At 51.1% G+C, this 17,124-nt stretch carries 20 protein-coding genes and 4 pseudogenes; 11 read left to right on the forward strand and 13 right to left on the reverse strand.

Translation table 11 applies throughout. The features are described from left to right. Position 1: 1 nt before the first annotated feature. Positions 2-535: pseudogene (locus tag RHN82_RS23040) on the reverse strand (alpha/beta hydrolase family protein); the annotation flags it as partial. 54 nt (positions 536-589) lie between these two features. Further along, the gene (locus tag RHN82_RS23045; RefSeq protein WP_001067855.1) at positions 590-1,294 is read right to left on the reverse strand and encodes an IS6-like element IS26 family transposase; all 705 of its coding nucleotides are present in this window, start codon (positions 1,292-1,294) and stop codon (positions 590-592) included. A 58-nt stretch (positions 1,295-1,352) separates the two neighbouring features. On the opposite strand from RHN82_RS23045, the pseudogene RHN82_RS23050 reads away from it, so the two are divergent. The 3 genes and pseudogenes from RHN82_RS23050 to RHN82_RS23060 form a co-directional block, all read left to right on the forward strand. After that, a pseudogene (locus RHN82_RS23050) lies at positions 1,353-1,571 on the forward strand (OsmC family protein); the annotation flags it as partial. A 141-nt stretch (positions 1,572-1,712) separates the two neighbouring features. Further along, complete coding sequence (locus RHN82_RS23055) at positions 1,713-2,294, forward strand: TetR/AcrR family transcriptional regulator (protein WP_020277920.1); 582 nt, start codon at positions 1,713-1,715, stop codon at positions 2,292-2,294. A gap of 4 nt (positions 2,295-2,298) precedes the next feature. Beyond that, positions 2,299-2,637, forward strand: a complete 339-nt coding sequence (locus RHN82_RS23060; RefSeq protein WP_020277919.1) for a carboxymuconolactone decarboxylase family protein — start codon at positions 2,299-2,301, stop codon at positions 2,635-2,637. Positions 2,638-2,666: 29 nt separating this feature from the next. Here the strand turns inward: RHN82_RS23060 and RHN82_RS23065 are convergent, their stop codons facing one another. Then, complete coding sequence (locus tag RHN82_RS23065; RefSeq protein ID WP_002431133.1) at positions 2,667-2,996, reverse strand: co-chaperone YbbN; 330 nt, start codon at positions 2,994-2,996, stop codon at positions 2,667-2,669. Positions 2,997-3,209: 213 nt separating this feature from the next. On the opposite strand from RHN82_RS23065, the gene RHN82_RS23070 reads away from it, so the two are divergent. From RHN82_RS23070 to RHN82_RS23080, 3 genes are all read left to right on the forward strand, one after another. Then, positions 3,210-4,316 (forward strand): alkene reductase, encoded by a 1,107-nt coding sequence (locus RHN82_RS23070; RefSeq protein WP_006687059.1) that lies wholly within the window; start codon positions 3,210-3,212, stop codon positions 4,314-4,316. Between the two features lie 65 nt (positions 4,317-4,381). Continuing rightward, on the forward strand, positions 4,382-5,083 hold the full coding sequence (locus RHN82_RS23075; RefSeq protein ID WP_020277918.1) for a DsbA family oxidoreductase: 702 nt from the start codon (positions 4,382-4,384) through the stop codon (positions 5,081-5,083). A gap of 65 nt (positions 5,084-5,148) precedes the next feature. Next, complete coding sequence (locus RHN82_RS23080) at positions 5,149-5,922, forward strand: SDR family NAD(P)-dependent oxidoreductase (RefSeq protein WP_020277917.1); 774 nt, start codon at positions 5,149-5,151, stop codon at positions 5,920-5,922. 185 nt (positions 5,923-6,107) lie between these two features. On the opposite strand, the gene RHN82_RS23085 is transcribed toward RHN82_RS23080, so the two are convergent. From RHN82_RS23085 to RHN82_RS23110, 6 genes are all read right to left on the reverse strand, one after another. Then, positions 6,108-7,184 carry a MalY/PatB family protein gene (locus RHN82_RS23085; protein ID WP_020277916.1) on the reverse strand — a complete coding sequence of 359 codons (1,077 nt, stop codon included), beginning with the start codon at positions 7,182-7,184 and terminating at the stop codon, positions 6,108-6,110. 199 nt (positions 7,185-7,383) lie between these two features. Next, complete coding sequence (locus RHN82_RS23090) at positions 7,384-8,409, reverse strand: ExeA family protein (protein WP_369892573.1); 1,026 nt, start codon at positions 8,407-8,409, stop codon at positions 7,384-7,386. Next, positions 8,342-10,003, reverse strand: a complete 1,662-nt coding sequence (locus tag RHN82_RS23095; RefSeq protein ID WP_033488203.1) for an IS481 family transposase — start codon at positions 10,001-10,003, stop codon at positions 8,342-8,344. Before RHN82_RS23095 ends, RHN82_RS23090 begins: the two co-directional genes overlap by 68 nt. Next, positions 9,987-10,547 (reverse strand): recombinase family protein, encoded by a 561-nt coding sequence (locus RHN82_RS23100; protein ID WP_021242984.1) that lies wholly within the window; start codon positions 10,545-10,547, stop codon positions 9,987-9,989. Before RHN82_RS23100 ends, RHN82_RS23095 begins: the two co-directional genes overlap by 17 nt. Positions 10,548-10,885: 338 nt before the next feature. Then, a complete protein-coding gene (locus RHN82_RS23105) occupies positions 10,886-11,362 on the reverse strand; it encodes a DM13 domain-containing protein (protein WP_001567386.1) in 477 nt (158 codons plus the stop codon). Between the two features lie 92 nt (positions 11,363-11,454). Beyond that, on the reverse strand, positions 11,455-11,721 hold the full coding sequence (locus RHN82_RS23110) for a DUF1471 domain-containing protein (protein WP_001567387.1): 267 nt from the start codon (positions 11,719-11,721) through the stop codon (positions 11,455-11,457). 110 nt (positions 11,722-11,831) lie between these two features. On the opposite strand from RHN82_RS23110, the gene RHN82_RS23115 reads away from it, so the two are divergent. Beyond that, a complete protein-coding gene (locus RHN82_RS23115) occupies positions 11,832-12,482 on the forward strand; it encodes a TetR/AcrR family transcriptional regulator (RefSeq protein ID WP_223168447.1) in 651 nt (216 codons plus the stop codon). A gap of 132 nt (positions 12,483-12,614) precedes the next feature. Here RHN82_RS23115 and RHN82_RS23120 read toward each other — a convergent pair whose 3' ends face one another. Further along, positions 12,615-12,809 (reverse strand): hypothetical protein, encoded by a 195-nt coding sequence (locus tag RHN82_RS23120; RefSeq protein ID WP_001567389.1) that lies wholly within the window; start codon positions 12,807-12,809, stop codon positions 12,615-12,617. 133 nt (positions 12,810-12,942) lie between these two features. Further along, entirely contained in the window at positions 12,943-13,812 is an 870-nt protein-coding gene (locus RHN82_RS23125; protein ID WP_001567390.1) for a DMT family transporter, read from the reverse strand. A gap of 240 nt (positions 13,813-14,052) precedes the next feature. Here RHN82_RS23125 and RHN82_RS23130 point away from each other — a divergent pair. The 3 genes and pseudogenes from RHN82_RS23130 to RHN82_RS23140 all read left to right on the forward strand — a co-directional run. After that, positions 14,053-14,283 (forward strand): annotated as a pseudogene (locus tag RHN82_RS23130) (alpha/beta hydrolase); the annotation flags it as partial. 57 nt (positions 14,284-14,340) lie between these two features. Then, positions 14,341-15,045 carry an IS6-like element IS26 family transposase gene (locus RHN82_RS23135; protein ID WP_001067855.1) on the forward strand — a complete coding sequence of 235 codons (705 nt, stop codon included), beginning with the start codon at positions 14,341-14,343 and terminating at the stop codon, positions 15,043-15,045. Between the two features lie 262 nt (positions 15,046-15,307). Continuing rightward, positions 15,308-15,439, forward strand: a pseudogene (locus RHN82_RS23140) (ISNCY family transposase); the annotation flags it as partial. On the opposite strand, the gene RHN82_RS23145 reads toward RHN82_RS23140, so the two are convergent. Continuing rightward, entirely contained in the window at positions 15,436-16,047 is a 612-nt protein-coding gene (locus RHN82_RS23145; protein WP_000176305.1) for a DUF2913 family protein, read from the reverse strand. The pseudogene RHN82_RS23140 and the gene RHN82_RS23145 overlap by 4 nt on opposite strands. 53 nt (positions 16,048-16,100) lie before the next feature. Then, the gene (locus tag RHN82_RS23150; RefSeq protein WP_001568067.1) at positions 16,101-16,382 is read right to left on the reverse strand and encodes a hypothetical protein; all 282 of its coding nucleotides are present in this window, start codon (positions 16,380-16,382) and stop codon (positions 16,101-16,103) included. Between the two features lie 181 nt (positions 16,383-16,563). On the opposite strand from RHN82_RS23150, the gene RHN82_RS23155 reads away from it, so the two are divergent. Next, positions 16,564-16,890 (forward strand): C2H2-type zinc finger protein, encoded by a 327-nt coding sequence (locus RHN82_RS23155; protein WP_004201125.1) that lies wholly within the window; start codon positions 16,564-16,566, stop codon positions 16,888-16,890. The last annotated feature ends 234 nt before the right edge of the window (positions 16,891-17,124 follow it).

Raw genomic sequence — 17,124 nt, forward strand, 5'->3', positions numbered from 1 at the left:
TTTATAGGTAACATTCGCTCCACGATATAATGATATCGGCAACGTATTCAGCATCCTGAGCATGAGTCAGAAGGTGATCCGCCTTACCCAACGAAATGAAACTCTTGGGATGCTTTGCTGCTTTGAATATTTTTTCGGCCTGCTCAATTAACACAGTATCATCTTCAGTCGCATGAAAAATAAGCAGAGGCTTGTTCATGGCGAACACCTTATGAGCGATTTTGTGTTCCTGAATATTGTCCAGCATCTGTTTCTTTAAGGTAAATACCCGCCCGGCCAGCTCAACGGGATAGGCTCCATGCTGGTTAATGTTTTCAACATCATCCTTAAAAAGACGTTTTACGTGTGTCAGTTCTCCGGGTGATCCTATGGTGACAACGGCCTTTGCCTCAGGAACTTCGCCGGCAATAGACAGAATGGCCGATCCCCCCAGGCTATGGCCGATGAGCAAAGAAGGCGCTTCGTACTGTCGGCGGAGATAATCTACCGCGCAAAGCAGGTCCGAAATATTGGATGAGAAGTTGGTGTTGGAAAAATGGCACTGTTGCAAAGTTAGCGATGAGGCAGCCTTTTGTCTTATTCAAAGGCCTTACATTTCAAAAACTCTGCTTACCAGGCGCATTTCGCCCAGGGGATCACCATAATAAAATGCTGAGGCCTGGCCTTTGCGTAGTGCACGCATCACCTCAATACCTTTGATGGTGGCGTAAGCCGTCTTCATGGATTTAAATCCCAGCGTGGCGCCGATTATCCGTTTCAGTTTGCCATGATCGCATTCAATCACGTTGTTCCGGTACTTAATCTGTCGGTGTTCAACGTCAGACGGGCACCGGCCTTCGCGTTTGAGCAGAGCAAGCGCGCGACCATAGGCGGGCGCTTTATCCGTGTTGATGAATCGCGGGATCTGCCACTTCTTCACGTTGTTGAGGATTTTACCCAGAAACCGGTATGCAGCTTTGCTGTTACGACGGGAGGAGAGATAAAAATCGACAGTGCGGCCCCGGCTGTCGACGGCCCGGTACAGATACGCCCAGCGGCCATTGACCTTCACGTAGGTTTCATCCATGTGCCACGGGCAAAGATCGGAAGGGTTACGCCAGTACCAGCGCAGCCGTTTTTCCATTTCAGGCGCATAACGCTGAACCCAGCGGTAAATCGTGGAGTGATCGACATTCACTCCGCGTTCAGCCAGCATCTCCTGCAGCTCACGGTAACTGATGCCGTATTTGCAGTACCAGCGTACGGCCCACAGAATGATGTCACGCTGAAAATGCCGGCCTTTGAATGGGTTCATGTGCAGCTCCATCAGCAAAAGGGGATGATAAGTTTATCACCACCGACTATTTGCAACAGTGCCGCTGGATCTTAATTTCGATATCAACCTCAACGGCTTCCTTGGGCTGGACAGCAACGTGCGTAAAGGTGCGAAATCTATTCGCGTCGATGTTCACCTTACGAGCAAGACCGCCAGTCGCGAGGAGTTAGAAGCGCTGGTCAGCGAAATGCAAAAGAATTCGCCAATCCACGATACTCTGGCTAATCCGGTTGAAATGATTACACGCCTGGCGTGATGTCAGAGATGTAATGCTGCCATTCAGAATGCAGGATGGCAGTGACGTTCAGCTCTGCACGATACTGAGTCAGTGATACAACTTGCTACGGAAAAATAGCAACAATATAATCTATCAACTAGTAGATTATATGGAGTAATTATGACAACCATGACACGGGAACGGCTGCTCAGCGAAGCAGAACACCTGATGCGCGAAAAAGGGTATTCAGTATTCAGCTATGCTGATTTATCAAAAATAGTGGGTATCACCAAGGCCAGTATTCATCACCATTTCCCGACCAAAGATATTCTGGGTGAGCAGGTGGTAATACAGGCGTTCTCTGATACACAACGCGTATTTGAGCAGATAGAGGCGACTGAGAAAAGCGCGGAGAGAAGAATTGCGGCTTACATCGATATCTTCGCGCAAAGCCATAAAGCTTCGCTACTGCCACTGTGTTGTGCGTTGTCAGCAGAGACCGCCAATCTGCCTCAGGCAATTACTGTACAGACATCACTTTATTTCGATATGCAAATCGAGTGGCTCACAAAAGTCGTCAGGGCGGGCATGGAGTCAGGTGAGTTTTCATCCCATGCCGAACCATCAGATATTGCTTTGATGATCATTAATGTCTGTGAAGGCTCAAGCGTAGTGGCGCATGCAACGGCCAGACCCGAAGTCTTCGCCAACAGCCTTAAGTATATAAAACTGCTTCTTAATACCCCTCATTCAGGAGAATGACACTATGCTGGACTGGAACAACTATCGCTCAGAGTTAATGCAACGTTTAGGCGAGTTGGGCAAACTGACCCCCGAGACCATGAAAGGCGTGGTTGCCCTGGGCAACGCAGGTAACAAAACTGACCTTTTGGGCGCAAAAGTGCGTGAACTCATTGCCCTGGCGTGCGCAGTCACAACCCGCTGCGACGGCTGTATTGCTTTTCACGCCGACGCCGCTGTGAAAGCCGGTGCAACCGACGCTGAAATTGCTGAAGCGCTGGGCGTGGCGATTAACCTCAACGCTGGCGCGGCGGTCATTCATTCAGCCCGCACTCTGGATGCCGTCGGTCAGGCACGCGGTTAAGCATTAATAAATTCCACGTTAAAAGGGCATTACTGCCCTTTTTTTATGTCCGCAATAGCCTGAGCATATACCGATGCAGGTTTCACACCCGGTATGCGTTTAACTAATTGCCCTTCATGAAATATCAGCACAGACGGCAGCCCCCAGATCTCGTATTTGGTTGTCAGCACCGGCGCCTGATCTACATTGACTTTCCCCACCTGAATATCTCTATCGAGCCGGTCTGCAAACTGACTGAACATTTCTTCGCTGGCCTGACAGGGCGGACACCAGGGTGCAGAGAAACGTACCACCGATATTCCTTTGTACTGCTCTATCTGGCGGAAATTATCTTCGTTATAAGCTGTTAATGTACGCATGGTGATGACCTCGCAAAATGAGTGACAATTCAGGAATGGCTGCGTTATGACAAAAAAATACGACACACCCATTGACCTACCTACTAGATGGTTGGCATATTGCCACCCATCAGATGTTTATGCAACTCCAGTGCGCGACGTCCAGTCGATGATACTGCCGGGCTGTGCAAATCCCTGCCGGGATACTCCTTTTTGTTTTTTGTGAGGTATACGATGAGTAAGCTTTTCACCCCCTACAATCTGTCTGGCCTGGCGTTAAAAAACCGTGTAGTCATGGCACCGATGACCCGCACCCGCACCATGAATGACGTGCCGGATGAGGTCGTGGCTTTGTACTATGCACAGCGTGCTTCTGCTGGCCTGCTCATCACCGAAGGGATGCCGGTTTCAGAAGAAGGCCGGGGTTACCTTTATACCCCTGGTATCTACAACGACGAACACGTCCAGGGCTGGCGTAAAGTGACACAAGCGGTTCACGCCAAAGGTGGCCGTATTTTCGCGCAGCTCTGGCACGTCGGCCGTATGTCTCACGTCTCTCTTCAGCCAGGCCACATAGCGCCGGTTTCAGCGGGCACCGTTCAGGCGGTCAATACCACCGTTTTTGCGCTGACCGAATCCGGAGAACCGGGCCCGGTTGTACCAAGCCAGCCACGCGCGCTGGAAACGCATGAAGTTAAACGCATCACTGCAGACTTCGTGCACTCCGCACGCCTGGCGATGGAAGCCGGCTTTGACGGCGTGGAAATCATGGCGGCAAACGGATTCATCTTTGACCAGTTCCTCAGTAGCGAACTGAACACCCGCACCGACGAATACGGCGGCTCGGTGGAAAATCGTCAGCGTTTCCTGCTGGAGACCATTGACGCCGTGGCGGAAGCCGTGGGTAACAGCCACGTTGCCGTGCGCCTGTCACCGTTCGGCCGCATTTATGACCTCGCGCCGTATGAAGGTGAAGAGCAAACCTGGTCAGCCATCACCGACGCGCTCGGTCAGCGGGAACTGGCCTACGTACACCTTTACTATCAGCCGGTGTACACCAAAGCGCCACTTCCGGAAGGCTTCCGCCGCCGTTTTCGCAACACGTTTAAAGGCACCATCATCGCTGCCGGCGGTTTTACCCGTGATATCGCAGAGCAGGCTCTGGAAGATGATGAGCTGGATCTGGTGGCATTTGGTGTGCCCTACATCGCTAACCCGGATCTGGTTGAAAGAATGCAAAACGGCTGGCCACTGGCAGAAAGTGACCGCGCCACCTACTACGGCGTCAGTGGTTCCCCGGAAAAAGGCTATACCGATTACCCGGTCTGGCAGGCGCAATAAATCCCATACGGTCGCGGTTCTCTGATAAGTGAGAACCGACCGCCCAACGTCTTTGAGGAATCATTATGCAAACGCTGAAACCCACCCTTACCATCGATATCTGGTCAGATTTGGTCTGCCCGTGGTGCTGGATTGCTAAAAAAAGATTTGAACAGGGTCTGAATCGCTTTGAATTTCGCGACCAGGTGGTGATCCGCCATCACAGCTACCGTCTGGCCGGTGGTACTCCCGCGATGCCTTTTAAGGATGCCATCGTTAAAAAGCTGGGCAGTCAGCATTCAGCGGAGCTGATGATGAATCAGGTGGGCACCGCCGGTAAATCTGAAGGTCTGATCTACAACTTCGACGGCATGATGTTTGGTGATACAGAAGATGCACACACCCTGCTGGTTGCCGCGCGTAAGGCCGGAATTGCGGACACGGTGGAAGAACGTTTTTATCATGGCAGTATCACCGAAGGTCGCTCTCTCTTTGACCGTCAGCAGCTCGTTGCCATGGCCGTAGAAGCCGGTATGCCGAAAGCTGACGCTGAAGCCGCCCTGGAAAATGACGATTTTCGCGCCACCGTTTCCGACGATGAAGCCCACGCACAGTCTATTGGCCTCAGCGGCGTTCCGGTTTTTGTGATGAACGAAAAATATGCCATCAGCGGGGCTCAGGCAGCAGATAACTTTTTGAATGCCCTGCGTCAGGTCTGGGATGAACAGCAAACCGAATTTTCAGCCACTGCGGGTCAGACCTGCGGAACGGATGGCTGCAGTATTTAATCCGTCAACCGCCGGCAGTTTCACGCTGCCGGCAACGTCTTACCCACCAGTAATGGAGTCAGAAAATGAACACTTTTTTCAAAGGTAAAAAACTGCTCGTCGTCGGCGGTACCAGCGGCATGGGCCTGGCCGTGGCACGCATGGTACTGGAAGCGGGCGGCAGTGTCGTGCTGACCGGGAATAAAAAAGACAAAGCCGAAGCGGTGCAAAAAGAACTGAGCCCTCTGGGACCGGTTGCGGTCATCGCGGCGAACCTGATGACCGAAGAAGGTATGGAAACTATCCGTCAGGAAATTAATGCTCACCATCACGATATCAGCCTGATGGTGAATGCCGCCGGTATCTTCATGCCCAAAGGATTTACCGAGCACAGCTTTGCCGATTATGACATGTATCTTTCGCTGAACCGAGCCACGTTCTTTATTACACAGGATGTCGTGAAGAACATGCTCGCCGCGAAGCTCGAAGGGTCTATCGTCAACGTCGGTTCGATTGGTGCTCAGGCTGCACTGGGTGACTCGCCGGCCTCGGCCTATTCAATGGCAAAAGCGGGTCTGCATGCCCTGACGCGTAATCTGGCGATTGAGCTGGCCAGCGCGGGTATTCGTGTCAACGCGGTGTCTCCCGGGATTGTTCATACGCCGATATACGAAGGCTTCATGGACAAAGCGGATATCGCAGATGCTATGAAGTCGCTGAACGATTTCCACCCGCTGGGACGCGTCGGAACTGCCGAAGATGTGGCAAACACTATTCTCTTCCTGTTGTCTGACAAAACCTCATGGGTGACGGGCGCTATCTGGGATGTCGATGCGGGCATCATGGCGGTCAGACGATAACCCCGTGACGCTGGCATAAGCCGCCCCTTAAGGGCGGCATTTTTTTGTCGCCAGACATGTCATCAGCAGGCTTCACTAAGAATATTCACGACCTGTTCATCCGTGCCTTTTGTGTTCCCGGCACAGGGTGTTATGCCGGGTTCTGACGACATCCTGACAGGACAAAACGGCCAGAGAGAAAGGGGTTATACACGATGAGGAGCCGGTATCCGCAGTACCTGTGAAATTCTTTTCATCCCTGCTGTCAGCATACTCCGTGGGCAGGCCAGATTTAACCGGATATATCCGTCCCCATTGTCGACAAACAGCAAGCCCCCTTCAAGAAGGACCCCTGACTCCCGGGCAAAATACAGCGATAAATCCTCACCTGCGGTGTCGGGCAGGTAGCGGCTAATATCTATCCAGGCCAGATATGTCCCTTCGGGGATCGAGAACCTGGTTTCGGGTAAATAGCTTTTGAGATAGTCGTGCAGGTACTGGAAATTGCCGTCAATATATTCCCTCAGATGGACAAGCCAGTCATCACATTCACTCCACGCCGCTTTGTTTGCTGCCAGGCTCAGTGGAGAGATGAACTCGTCGTGTCTGAGACGCCACTCGCTTCTGACACCGGGATCCGGAATAATGATATTTGCCAACAAATTCCCGGCCAGATTGAATGTTTTACTCGAGGACATGCAGGTAATAATGCGTGTAGAATCAGGGAAAAGAGAGGCGGCCGGTGTATGACCGATACCGCTTCGGGACAGGTCGCAGTGAATTTCGTCAGATATCACCCAGATGTCATTGGCCAGGCAAATTTCAATAATCCGCTTAAGTTCATCAGGCCGCCAGACTCGTCCGGTCGGGTTATGCGGATTACACAGGAAAAGAATTTTCACACGTAAATCGGCCTGACTGGCTTTGCGTGCAAAGTCTTCCCAGTCAGGTTCCCAGCCGCCTGCTGATTTTTTTAACGCCGAGTACACCACGCGACGCTGACTGTATTCACCCGCCTTTTTAAACGGGCCATATGAAGGCGTCATAATAAGAATACTGTCATCCATGTCGGTCAGAAGCGGGACGAGACGGTTCAGCGCGGGAATAATGCCCGGAGACAGCACAATGTCTTCCGTTTTGAAACGGTGACCATATTGTCGCTCACACCAGCTGCCAAAGATCTCATAGTATTCTTCGTCGTAGATTTTAGTGTAGCCGAGTATTTTTCTATCCAGACGGTCTCTGATGGCCTGAAGAATCGGCTCTGGTGTGGCAAAAGCCATGTCAGCAACCCAGAGGTTGATTAGCTGTAACGGCTCGCAATCGAAATCCCCCGGGCTCGCAATCAGCGCAATTTTCGGCTCAGATTAAGTGACAATGAAAATCCTCCCGGGCTCACATTAAGTGACAATGAGCTCGCGTTTATCTTTTTCGGCTCGCATTCCATTTCCTTCGGCTCACAATAACTGCAAATGAAATTCGTCATATCGGGAGCCCCACCGCCAGCATCCTGTCCCGCAGTTCTGCTGTTCGAGCAGGGTCGAGCTGATGGTTGAACATGGCCCTGATTTCTGCCGGTTTGGCATCAAACTGCTCCACCATGTCTTTCAGTCGATAACCATGACGCGTTAATGTCGGCTCCAAATCGTCAAGCTGGCGGGAAAGTACCGATTCAACCAGGGCGGCGGTTATCGGCTTTTCTCCCGTCTGATAACCGGCCTCCAGGGCCAGCGTCAGATGTAGTTGAACCTGAAGTGGGGTACGTAGTTTCATCGCCAGCAGGTCGAGGGCGTCGGCGGTCAGAATGTCTTCCGGCTTGCCTTTCCCCATACTGGTTTTCAGTAGCCACTGAATATATTCCCGTTGGCTACCGGTGATCCCATCCAGCGTAAAGATATCCGTGCGATAACCGATCTCCTCCATAGTCGGGCGTCGCAGGTCATTGCGCAGTTTGGGGTGACCGGCCAGAACAACCGACAGCCGGCCGCCACCGTCCTCCACAACTTCCATCAGCCTTTTGAGTCCGATCAGTGTATGCCCGTTCAGGTCATGCGCTTCATCAACAAACAATGCCACTGGCCGCTTTCCTTTTTTGACCAGTTCCTGTAACTCACGCTCGCGTCGTTCGCCCTGTTTGGGGATCTGAACCTGTTTATCCTGCGTCAAATCGTAAAAGAGCGCGTTGATGAGCGTGGCCAGTTTAATATTGTGCTTTTCAATCGACAGGGAGCGAGCTACGGTAATTTTATTTTCCTCCCTGAGACGCTGCTGCAAACGCCGCAGAGTGACTGTCTTGTCGCTGCCAACCACACCACAAACGGCAATTAACCGGCCTTCGTGGATAGCACCGCGGATATCCTTGATAAGCTGCTTATGGTGAGCCGTCTCATAGTAACCGGCCTGATCGATTGGTTGCGCCAGTCCATAATGTTCCATTACCTCAACCCGCATGATCCTCTCCTGATTGGGTGTTGCGGAAATACTCCCTGACCCGGGCAAATACCTCACTGCGGATCAGCGTGTCTGTCAGTACTTGGTCGATAAACGCCTTGTCTTCATCCGATAATTTCGCCAGCGGTGTGGCCAGATCAGCCGCAATAGCCAGCTTCGCTGCCACCGGGGTAGGAAAACAGTATTCAAACGCTGTGGACTCGAAGGGTTGATGTGGCAACACCCGCGTGCTCTGAACGCTATCGGCCACCAGTTTGAGGTCACAACCGGACAGGGCGCTGATAGGTAAGTTCAGTTGCCGAGCCAATGACTGGATACGGTCTGCCCGCACCGCTGCTTTTCCGCGTTTGAATGCCCGATAGCGGTGCAGAGGTATCGGGCCGGAAACAGGAAAATAAGGCCCCCACTTTTCACCGTCAAACTCCACGAACATTTCGTCATCAAAGAGGCCCCACAGCAGGATAACAGTTTCACCCGCCATGTCGGGTTCGACTTCGTAAGCTGTCCCGTCAATCGTTATGCGGGCATCGATACCCACCTTGCGAGACTCCGGCTCCCGGGCAAAGCGACAGTACTGTTCCCAGGTGCACATGTCCTGCACTCCCTTTGGTGGCAAATGCATCAGCCAATCTTCCTCACGGGAATGCTTTTCGCTGCGATGTCGTTGTGCGTTATAGCGTATCAGGTAGTTCCAGAGCCATTCATTCGCCTGCTGTTCAGTCTCCGGCTTATGAAAATGATACAGCGTTTCGTGGGCTTCTTTGACGGAACGGAACGGGCGCTCAACCTTGCCTTTTGACCGGGCTGTGGTGCGGGTGCCATCCTTGCCTGCCGGCATATGTGTCTGCCAGTCAATCTGCAGCGCCTGCATCACATTCTGGAAGACATGGCTTTTCGCCACCGGGCCATTATCGAGGTACAGCATTTTCGGTCGCCCCTGGAGAGACATCTCCGGATGACTTTTAGGCGCCATGGCATTAAACAGAAAACGCAAGGCAGACTCCGCATCTTCGCCATACACACAGCGGTATTCCTGGTAATTAACCCCGCTGCGATCGTCCACCACGCTGAATAACATCAGGGTAGGTTGTCCACGGGCCGGATCAATCCACTCAGGACATTCGATATATTTGAGATCAGAGGGCGACATATCGAACTGCCAGCAGTCATTACTGCACTCAGCCTGGAACCGCGCTGCCGGTGGCTCCCGTAACAGACGTGAGTGATCGAGTCGGAACAGGGACAAATAGCGGTTAACCGTTGGCCTGCGCAACAACCCCTTTGGAAGTTTAACCAGCCCCTGAGTCGTTTCCACACCATGTTCTTCGAGCAACTGAATGGCACGCGTCGTGGACAGATGACGACCGGCTTTATTGGTGGTACGTAATTTCAATGCAGCGATCAGTTCACAATAATATTCGAGTTCGGACGGCGGCAGTATCCGGGGTTTCCCGTGATCACGCCGGTGTGCAATGTGAGGTTTCTGGAAGGCACGGAGTGTACGATAGACGGTGGTGACGGAAATGCAATAGAGTAGCGCCATCGCGGTGATCTGGGCCGCGCGTTCCGGACTTTTTGGTGGCAGACGGTCAAGCCGTTGTCGCAGTTGCAACAAAGAATCGGTTGGAATGGCCTTACGCCGGCTGCTCATCGCGGTCCAGCACACGATAGACCGAGGCTCGACCGATCCCCAGTTGGCGAGAAATCGCCGTTGCGCCCATTTTCTCTTCAACGTACAACCGACGGACCTCAACAGGATCGATGCGCGGTTTGCGCCCCTGATAAACCCCGCGGGCTTTTGCGGCAGCGATACCTTCCAACTGGCGTTCACGGCGCAGGTTGGTTTCAAACTCAGCGAAGACACCCAGCATATCCAGAAACGCCTTACCTGCTGCGGTGCGCGTATCCACAGGTTGTTCTGTTGCCTTGAGGGTAATGCCCTGCTGATTCAGGGCATACACGATATCCTGCAAATCTTTAATGCTACGGGCCAGGCGATCGACTCGCGTGACAATCAGCGTGTCTCCCTTACGCAGAAAATCCAGCAACAGTTGCAGCTCAGTTCGTCCATCGCGGCTGGTCCCGCTCGCTTTTTCTGAACGGATGATTTCGCAGCCAGCGGCGCGAAGCGTCTGTATTTGCAAATCCAGATCCTGGTCGTTGGTTGAAACCCGGGCATAACCGTAAAAAGCCATTGTTATGAAAAATGTCTCGTTAGACTCTAGATGAGGAAAACGTAACATGCAGATGAGACAAAAACAATCCAAATGAGACAGAAAAACTGTCTCACCAAACTGTATGCTTTGGGTGCACCCATAAAATACGATTTTACTCCATGAGATTTGCTGACTGAATTGCAGTACGCCAGACGACCCCATATGGGTAAATGGATATTCCAGTTTATCTATTTTGACAGAGTCTTAAGGTCCGATAGCCTTAATTGCGAGCGTATCCGGTGATCATTGCGCCAGTCACACAGAGAGCGTCATGATCTGTTTGCGAAAATAACTCCAGTAACCCGTGTTTTACCCCACTACCTGTATTGGGCTGAACCAATAAATTGCTCGAATTTTTCGCACCAGATTTGCACAGTGGTGTATTCATCAATATTGACACCATTTGGCAGGTTCTTTTTGAAGTTGCCGTAGTTTTTCAAATCACCTATATATAATGATTCTTCTTTTATTTTTAAAAATGAATTACGATCATCAGCCTGGGTTTTGGTCAGATAGATCTTGTAATCCGGACCTGGAGCAATGCTACCTTCAAATGCGATTTCTTGATCGGAGACATACAGCTTTCCATCAACCCAGTGAACAGCATTACTCCCTTTTTGGTTTTTAAAAAATGCCCCCGTGTAGCGGGCATTATTTTTAACTTCCTTAATTTCATCAGCACTGGAGTTTTTCTCAGCGGTGAGGATAGGCAGTACATAGATACCGACACCGAAACCCACGCCAAATAAAGCCAGGTGCGAAGCAAAAAACAGCGCTTTAATGTTTGTTTTCATAATATTTTCCTTTGCGTATGTAAAAAGCCATAAGGGTTCTGTAGCCACACATCCCTTATGTAACAGATTAACTTGTCAAATTTATGTTGCAGCTAAGCGCCTGCATTGTCGTATAGCGTTGCAGTGGCATATCCATGGGCATTGGTATTTAAATAAGTGATGCGGAAATAATCGGCGCCTGATTTTTCTGCTTTTGCTGCAAGCTTGCTAGTCAACTCATCAATCGTGCCACCTGAAACACTGATGCTCCCAAGGCGAAGCAATTCGCACTGGTGAGAATTGTTGATTTCGGTTGATGCCTGTGTCAGCACGGGCAGGATGCTCAGACTCAATATTGCAGCAATAATGAACTTTCTCATACGCCTATCCCGTTCGTATTTTGTAGTGATCAATAAAAAATATAAGGTAAATATTTCAGTGATGCAATTGTTTTTTAGCGATAACTATAAAACATGATACTATGAACATAATGATTAAGTTAAAAGATAAGGCTATCTCCATGATTGAAAAGAAAAAAACTGGCAGGCCAAAACTCATCTCATCAGATAAGCTGGCGGAGGCGTTATTTCAGGTTTTTGCGCAAAAGGGATATGCCTCAACCTCGATAGCAGACCTGACCCATGTAACCGGAATGAAACCTCCATCGCTGTATCTGGCCTTCGGTAACAAAGAGGGGATGTATGCGGCGGCGCTTATGTATTACCGCCAGCACTGGTTGGGGGGGCTGGAACAGTGTCTGCAGGATCAAACACAAACTTTCGAACAACGGATGCGTCATTTTCTTCATGACGCCTTTACGTTGTTCAGTTGTGACGGTAAACCGTTGGGGTGCGCCATGACCTTTTCCGCACTGGCTTTCCAGATTGATGAAGGAGGCCTTGCCGCACAATTACGCGATGAAAGGCAGGCATTTACCCAGTGGCTGGAAAACGAAGCGCGAGAGGCGCAGCAATGTGGAGAGCTGCCTGCTTACCTTGCTCCTGAAGCGTTTGCCTGTTTTATTATCACACTGGAAAAAGGGTTGGCGTTGACGGCGCTGGAGCGTCCGAAATCTGAGGTGGTGAAAGAGATGATTGAAAGGGTCTTGACAGCCCTGTTTCGCCAGCATAAGAAGCAATAAATTATCTACTGGTGACGCAATGGGAGAATTTTCATTTGCATTTATTGTGAGCCCGAGGCAATGAATGGCGAGCCGGAAAAGATAAACGCGAGCTCATTATCACTTAATGTGAGCCTGTGAGGATTTTCATTGTCACTTAATCTGAGCCGAAAATTGCGCTGATTGCGAGCCCGAAGGATTTCGATTGCGAGCCGTTACAATTAGCCCTTCTGCCGGATACCGCATTGCAAATTCGGACTGTCCCGAAAACAGGTATTCCCGCCAGCCGTCCACGGTGAGACTGTCTGTTTTCTCTCTGCTTACGTACTCATCAAAATCATATTTCATTTCATAAACCTGCCTTAGGTGTAGTCAGAAACGTCGACCTCAGTATTACTGTCAGTCTGATGCCGGAGCGGGAAAACTGGCTCGTGTGATTAACATAAGAGAATCATCACAACTGCATGAATTAATTGCGTTATTAAGGTTCTCTCGCCTTTGTCATCGACTGACGGGGGGATTTCTCGCGTGTCACCATCACAATGCCAGTCAGCACCGCCAGGGCAGAAAATATCGTTCTGACCGTCAGTGATTCATCCAGGAATACCACACCCCCTAGCATTGCCAGACAGGGAACGCTGAGCTGAAGGGTACTGGCGGTGATAGAGCCGAGAGAGGGTAAAAGGGTATACCACAATACATATGCACCGGCTGAGGCGGCGGCACCGGACAGCAATGACAAAGCAATGCCCGCAGCATCATAGTGACCCTGCTTCATAAACAGCAACGAAAGAGCGAGAGCCATCGGCGTGGCGAGTACAAAATTTGCCGCCGTTGAAGCCCCGGCCGCCTGGCCCGCCCTCCCCCTGACGGAATAGGCGGCCCAGGCTAATCCGGCAACGATCATCATAAGTGCACTGTAAAGCGGCGGTGCCTTCGCCCCGGGTAACAGCAGGGCAGCAATTCCTGCCAGAGCAATAACTAAACCGCAAGCCCGCATAACGGAGAGTGATTCCCCTTTAAATAATCCGTGGATCACCATCGCAAACTGTACGGCACCAAAAAGTAACAGCGCACCTGCCCCGGTATCGAGATGGATATAGGCGACAGAGAAGAGCACTGCGTACACCATGAGGTAAAATCCGCTCAGCGGACGCCACAGCGATAATGTAGTTTTTGCGTGATAAAACAAGAAAGGTGACAGGACGAGTGCACCACTGGCCAGCCTGAGGCTGCTGAATGAAAGGGGATCAATGTGGCCTCCCTGCAGGGCCAGACGGCACAGAATAGAGTTTGCAGCAAACGCCAGCATTGCCAGGGATATTTTAAGAATGAGCGCGCAATTGGCCATTCAGTGAGACCTCATAAAATTCTTGTAAACTACCATCTAGTTGGTAGCATAGCGTAAGTGATCACCGAACAGGAAGCAATAATCAGCTTTCAAACTGGAAGGTGAGGACAGGCATTCGGAATGAATTCTGTTTCACATCCCCAGTAGAGGAAGGAAAACGCGTAATGCCAGATGCAGAGCAGAAGATTATTTTTCCCTGCGATCAAACATATGAAATCAGTTTAAGACCTGGAATATCCTATGAAAAAACTAAAATTTACGTTCAAAAATGCGGCTGGTGAAGAACTGGCCGGATTGCTTGAACTTCCTGAAAATCCTAAAGCGTTTGCGCTGTTAGCTCATTGTTTTACGTGTGGCAAAGACCTCAAAGGCGCGGCGCGTATTGCGCGGAAACTGACAGAGAATGCTATCGCCGTTCTCCGGTTTGATTTTACTGGTCTGGGAAACAGCGAAGGGGATTTTTCCGGCACTGTTGCAAATAGTCGGTGGTGATAAACTTATCATCCCCTTTTGCTGATGGAGCTGCACATGAACCCATTCAAAGGCCGGCATTTTCAGCGTGACATCATTCTGTGGGCCGTACGCTGGTACTGCAAATACGGCATCAGTTACCGTGAGCTGCAGGAGATGCTGGCTGAACGCGGAGTGAATGTCGATCACTCCACGATTTACCGCTGGGTTCAGCGTTATGCGCCTGAAATGGAAAAACGGCTGCGCTGGTACTGGCGTAACCCTTCCGATCTTTGCCCGTGGCACATGGATGAAACCTACGTGAAGGTCAATGGCCGCTGGGCGTATCTGTACCGGGCCGTCGACAGCCGGGGCCGCACTGTCGATTTTTATCTCTCCTCCCGTCGTAACAGCAAAGCTGCATACCGGTTTCTGGGTAAAATCCTCAACAACGTGAAGAAGTGGCAGATCCCGCGATTCATCAACACGGATAAAGCGCCCGCCTATGGTCGCGCGCTTGCTCTGCTCAAACGCGAAGGCCGGTGCCCGTCTGACGTTGAACACCGACAGATTAAGTACCGGAACAACGTGATTGAATGCGATCATGGCAAACTGAAACGGATAATCGGCGCCACGCTGGGATTTAAATCCATGAAGACGGCTTACGCCACCATCAAAGGTATTGAGGTGATGCGTGCACTACGCAAAGGCCAGGCCTCAGCATTTTATTATGGTGATCCCCTGGGCGAAATGCGCCTGGTAAGCAGAGTTTTTGAAATGTAAGGCCTTTGAATAAGACAAAAGGCTGCCTCATCGCTAACTTTGCAACAGTGCCCTTCGGGATAACGCTTACCGCTCATGGGCACCTCTCTTTAAGCCATCTTAAATGACTCTGAGGTGTCTGTTAAACCCGTGGCGATTCAGTACTCAATGCTGAATGGGCAGCAAGAGGGCGCAGGGGATTTGAACGTAATCCCCGTGATGATTAGCCTCCTTTGGGCTGAAAAATTTGCGCATGTGCAAACCACCGGAGCACACGCTAATAGGCCGTTCAGAAGGTGAGCGTCAGGCCACTCTGAAAATTGCCCGTACCATGCTGCAGAACGGCATTGACCGCAATACTGTCATGAAAATGACCGGTCTGACTGAAGATGACCTGGCACAAATCCGCCACTAATCCCCCTTTCCTGGCACTCCCTGCCGGGCCATCAGTGAAAACTGGTGGGGCAGGGAGGCATCAGACTCAGGCTCAGCCTGCCAGCCACAGCGATTTAACAGTTTCATTATCCCAGTTACGTTCCCTGTCAGACGTACTGTCAGCGGATTTGTCTGTTGGCCATTGTCGTCAAAAGCGGCATCAAGGTTTGTCCGTAAGAGATAAACACCGTTTACTCCAGGATTGAGTACCAAAGCATATCGTCCGGCCCATTCTCTGTCGCTCATTACGCGGTAATTCCAGCCCATGTCTTTCGCTGTTTCCAGCGCATACGTCAGGCGGAACATGTCGTTCTGTTCAGTCAACTCGCCGCTGCAGGAGCGCCAGACATAGCCCAGTTTGTCGGCCAGCTTAGCTCTCACACCCAGCAAACGCCCCTGATTCAGTAACCACCCGATATCCTGTGCCACATCGCGCGAGAATCGCCGTTGCTTCAGTGCTGCCGCGAGCCAGCGGGTGAGAAAGAGATTTTCCTGTGCGGGAGAGAGTTCTCCCTGCTCCTGTCTGGCCAGTGCCAGCGCGACCAGTGCACACCATGCCAGATGGCCTGTTTTTTCTGTCAGCGTCATAACAGATACCTCCCTTCAGTCTTACTGATTCCCAGGTCTTAAATCTCAGTTGTTCAGCTCTGTACAGTCGGTCTCAGCTGCCATGTTGCCCCACCAAAACAGGTCACACCGACCACCTGCTCCCAGGTTTCCTTCTGCTCCAGCAGCTTCTCCAGCGCATGAAAGTCCGCGCGCGAGAGCACAATATCTTCCCGCTCGCCGGGCGACTCCAGAATATACCCCTCAGGTATCCGCGTGGCCGATTCAGCAGCCTGCCGTGAGGATATGCGGTAAAAGGTTTTGATGCATCCTCCGCGAGTGAGGGCATCGAGGATGATGCTTTCGGCAACGCGCATGACTGGCTCCGGTTAAAAGTGTTTCACGTCTTTGCCGGTGTGCAACTGGCGACGCTCATCATGCCGCGTAGTGCTTCCACAGACAACGGCTTTGCCTCATTGCCCCGGTGGACCATCGCATGGCAGTTCGGACAAGGAATGCTATGGTAAATATAACCTTCCCCTTACACTCATGAAGCTTATGGAAGAATTATTCACTTGTCCGATATGTAAACTCTCATTTGGCCATAAAGCTAGGTTGAGAAAGCATATAAAAAAGCATACGAAATCCCTTGAAAAGAATCTCGCTAAGGCCAACTCAACCAAAAAGGCTGAGCATGAAAAGATGCTTATTCAGGAGAGGATTGCAAGGACAGGTAGCGCTTTTAAAAATGAATCGGAGAGAAATAAGTACTTTGAAAGAAGGCGTGCTGAAAACCCCATATTTGATATCGATACGCCGATCAGAAAGGCCTCGTTTATAGTGAATGCCGGTGCCTTTGGTTTGGGTAAATCCAGAAAAAACTAGCCGTTTTTTTGGCAAAAGCAGATCTAATGTCCCCGTGGTGAGTATATAAAAAATTACGGGGAGCTGAGCGACCTTCGTCTAGCTCTCTTCTTGTTTTTTTGCCGCAGCGGACTCTCGCGTGCGTCAGACACAAGTGGCGCAGGGGACGGGTTTTTGATGCGCGTCAGCGCATGGGAGGCGCCATGCGCCGGAGACCCCCGCAGCGAAGCGAGGACGAAAAAGCATTACGGCTTC

The organism is Enterobacter cloacae complex sp. EB5 (assembly GCF_031432835.1).
Classification (GTDB): Bacteria; Pseudomonadota; Gammaproteobacteria; order Enterobacterales; family Enterobacteriaceae; genus Enterobacter; species Enterobacter hormaechei_C.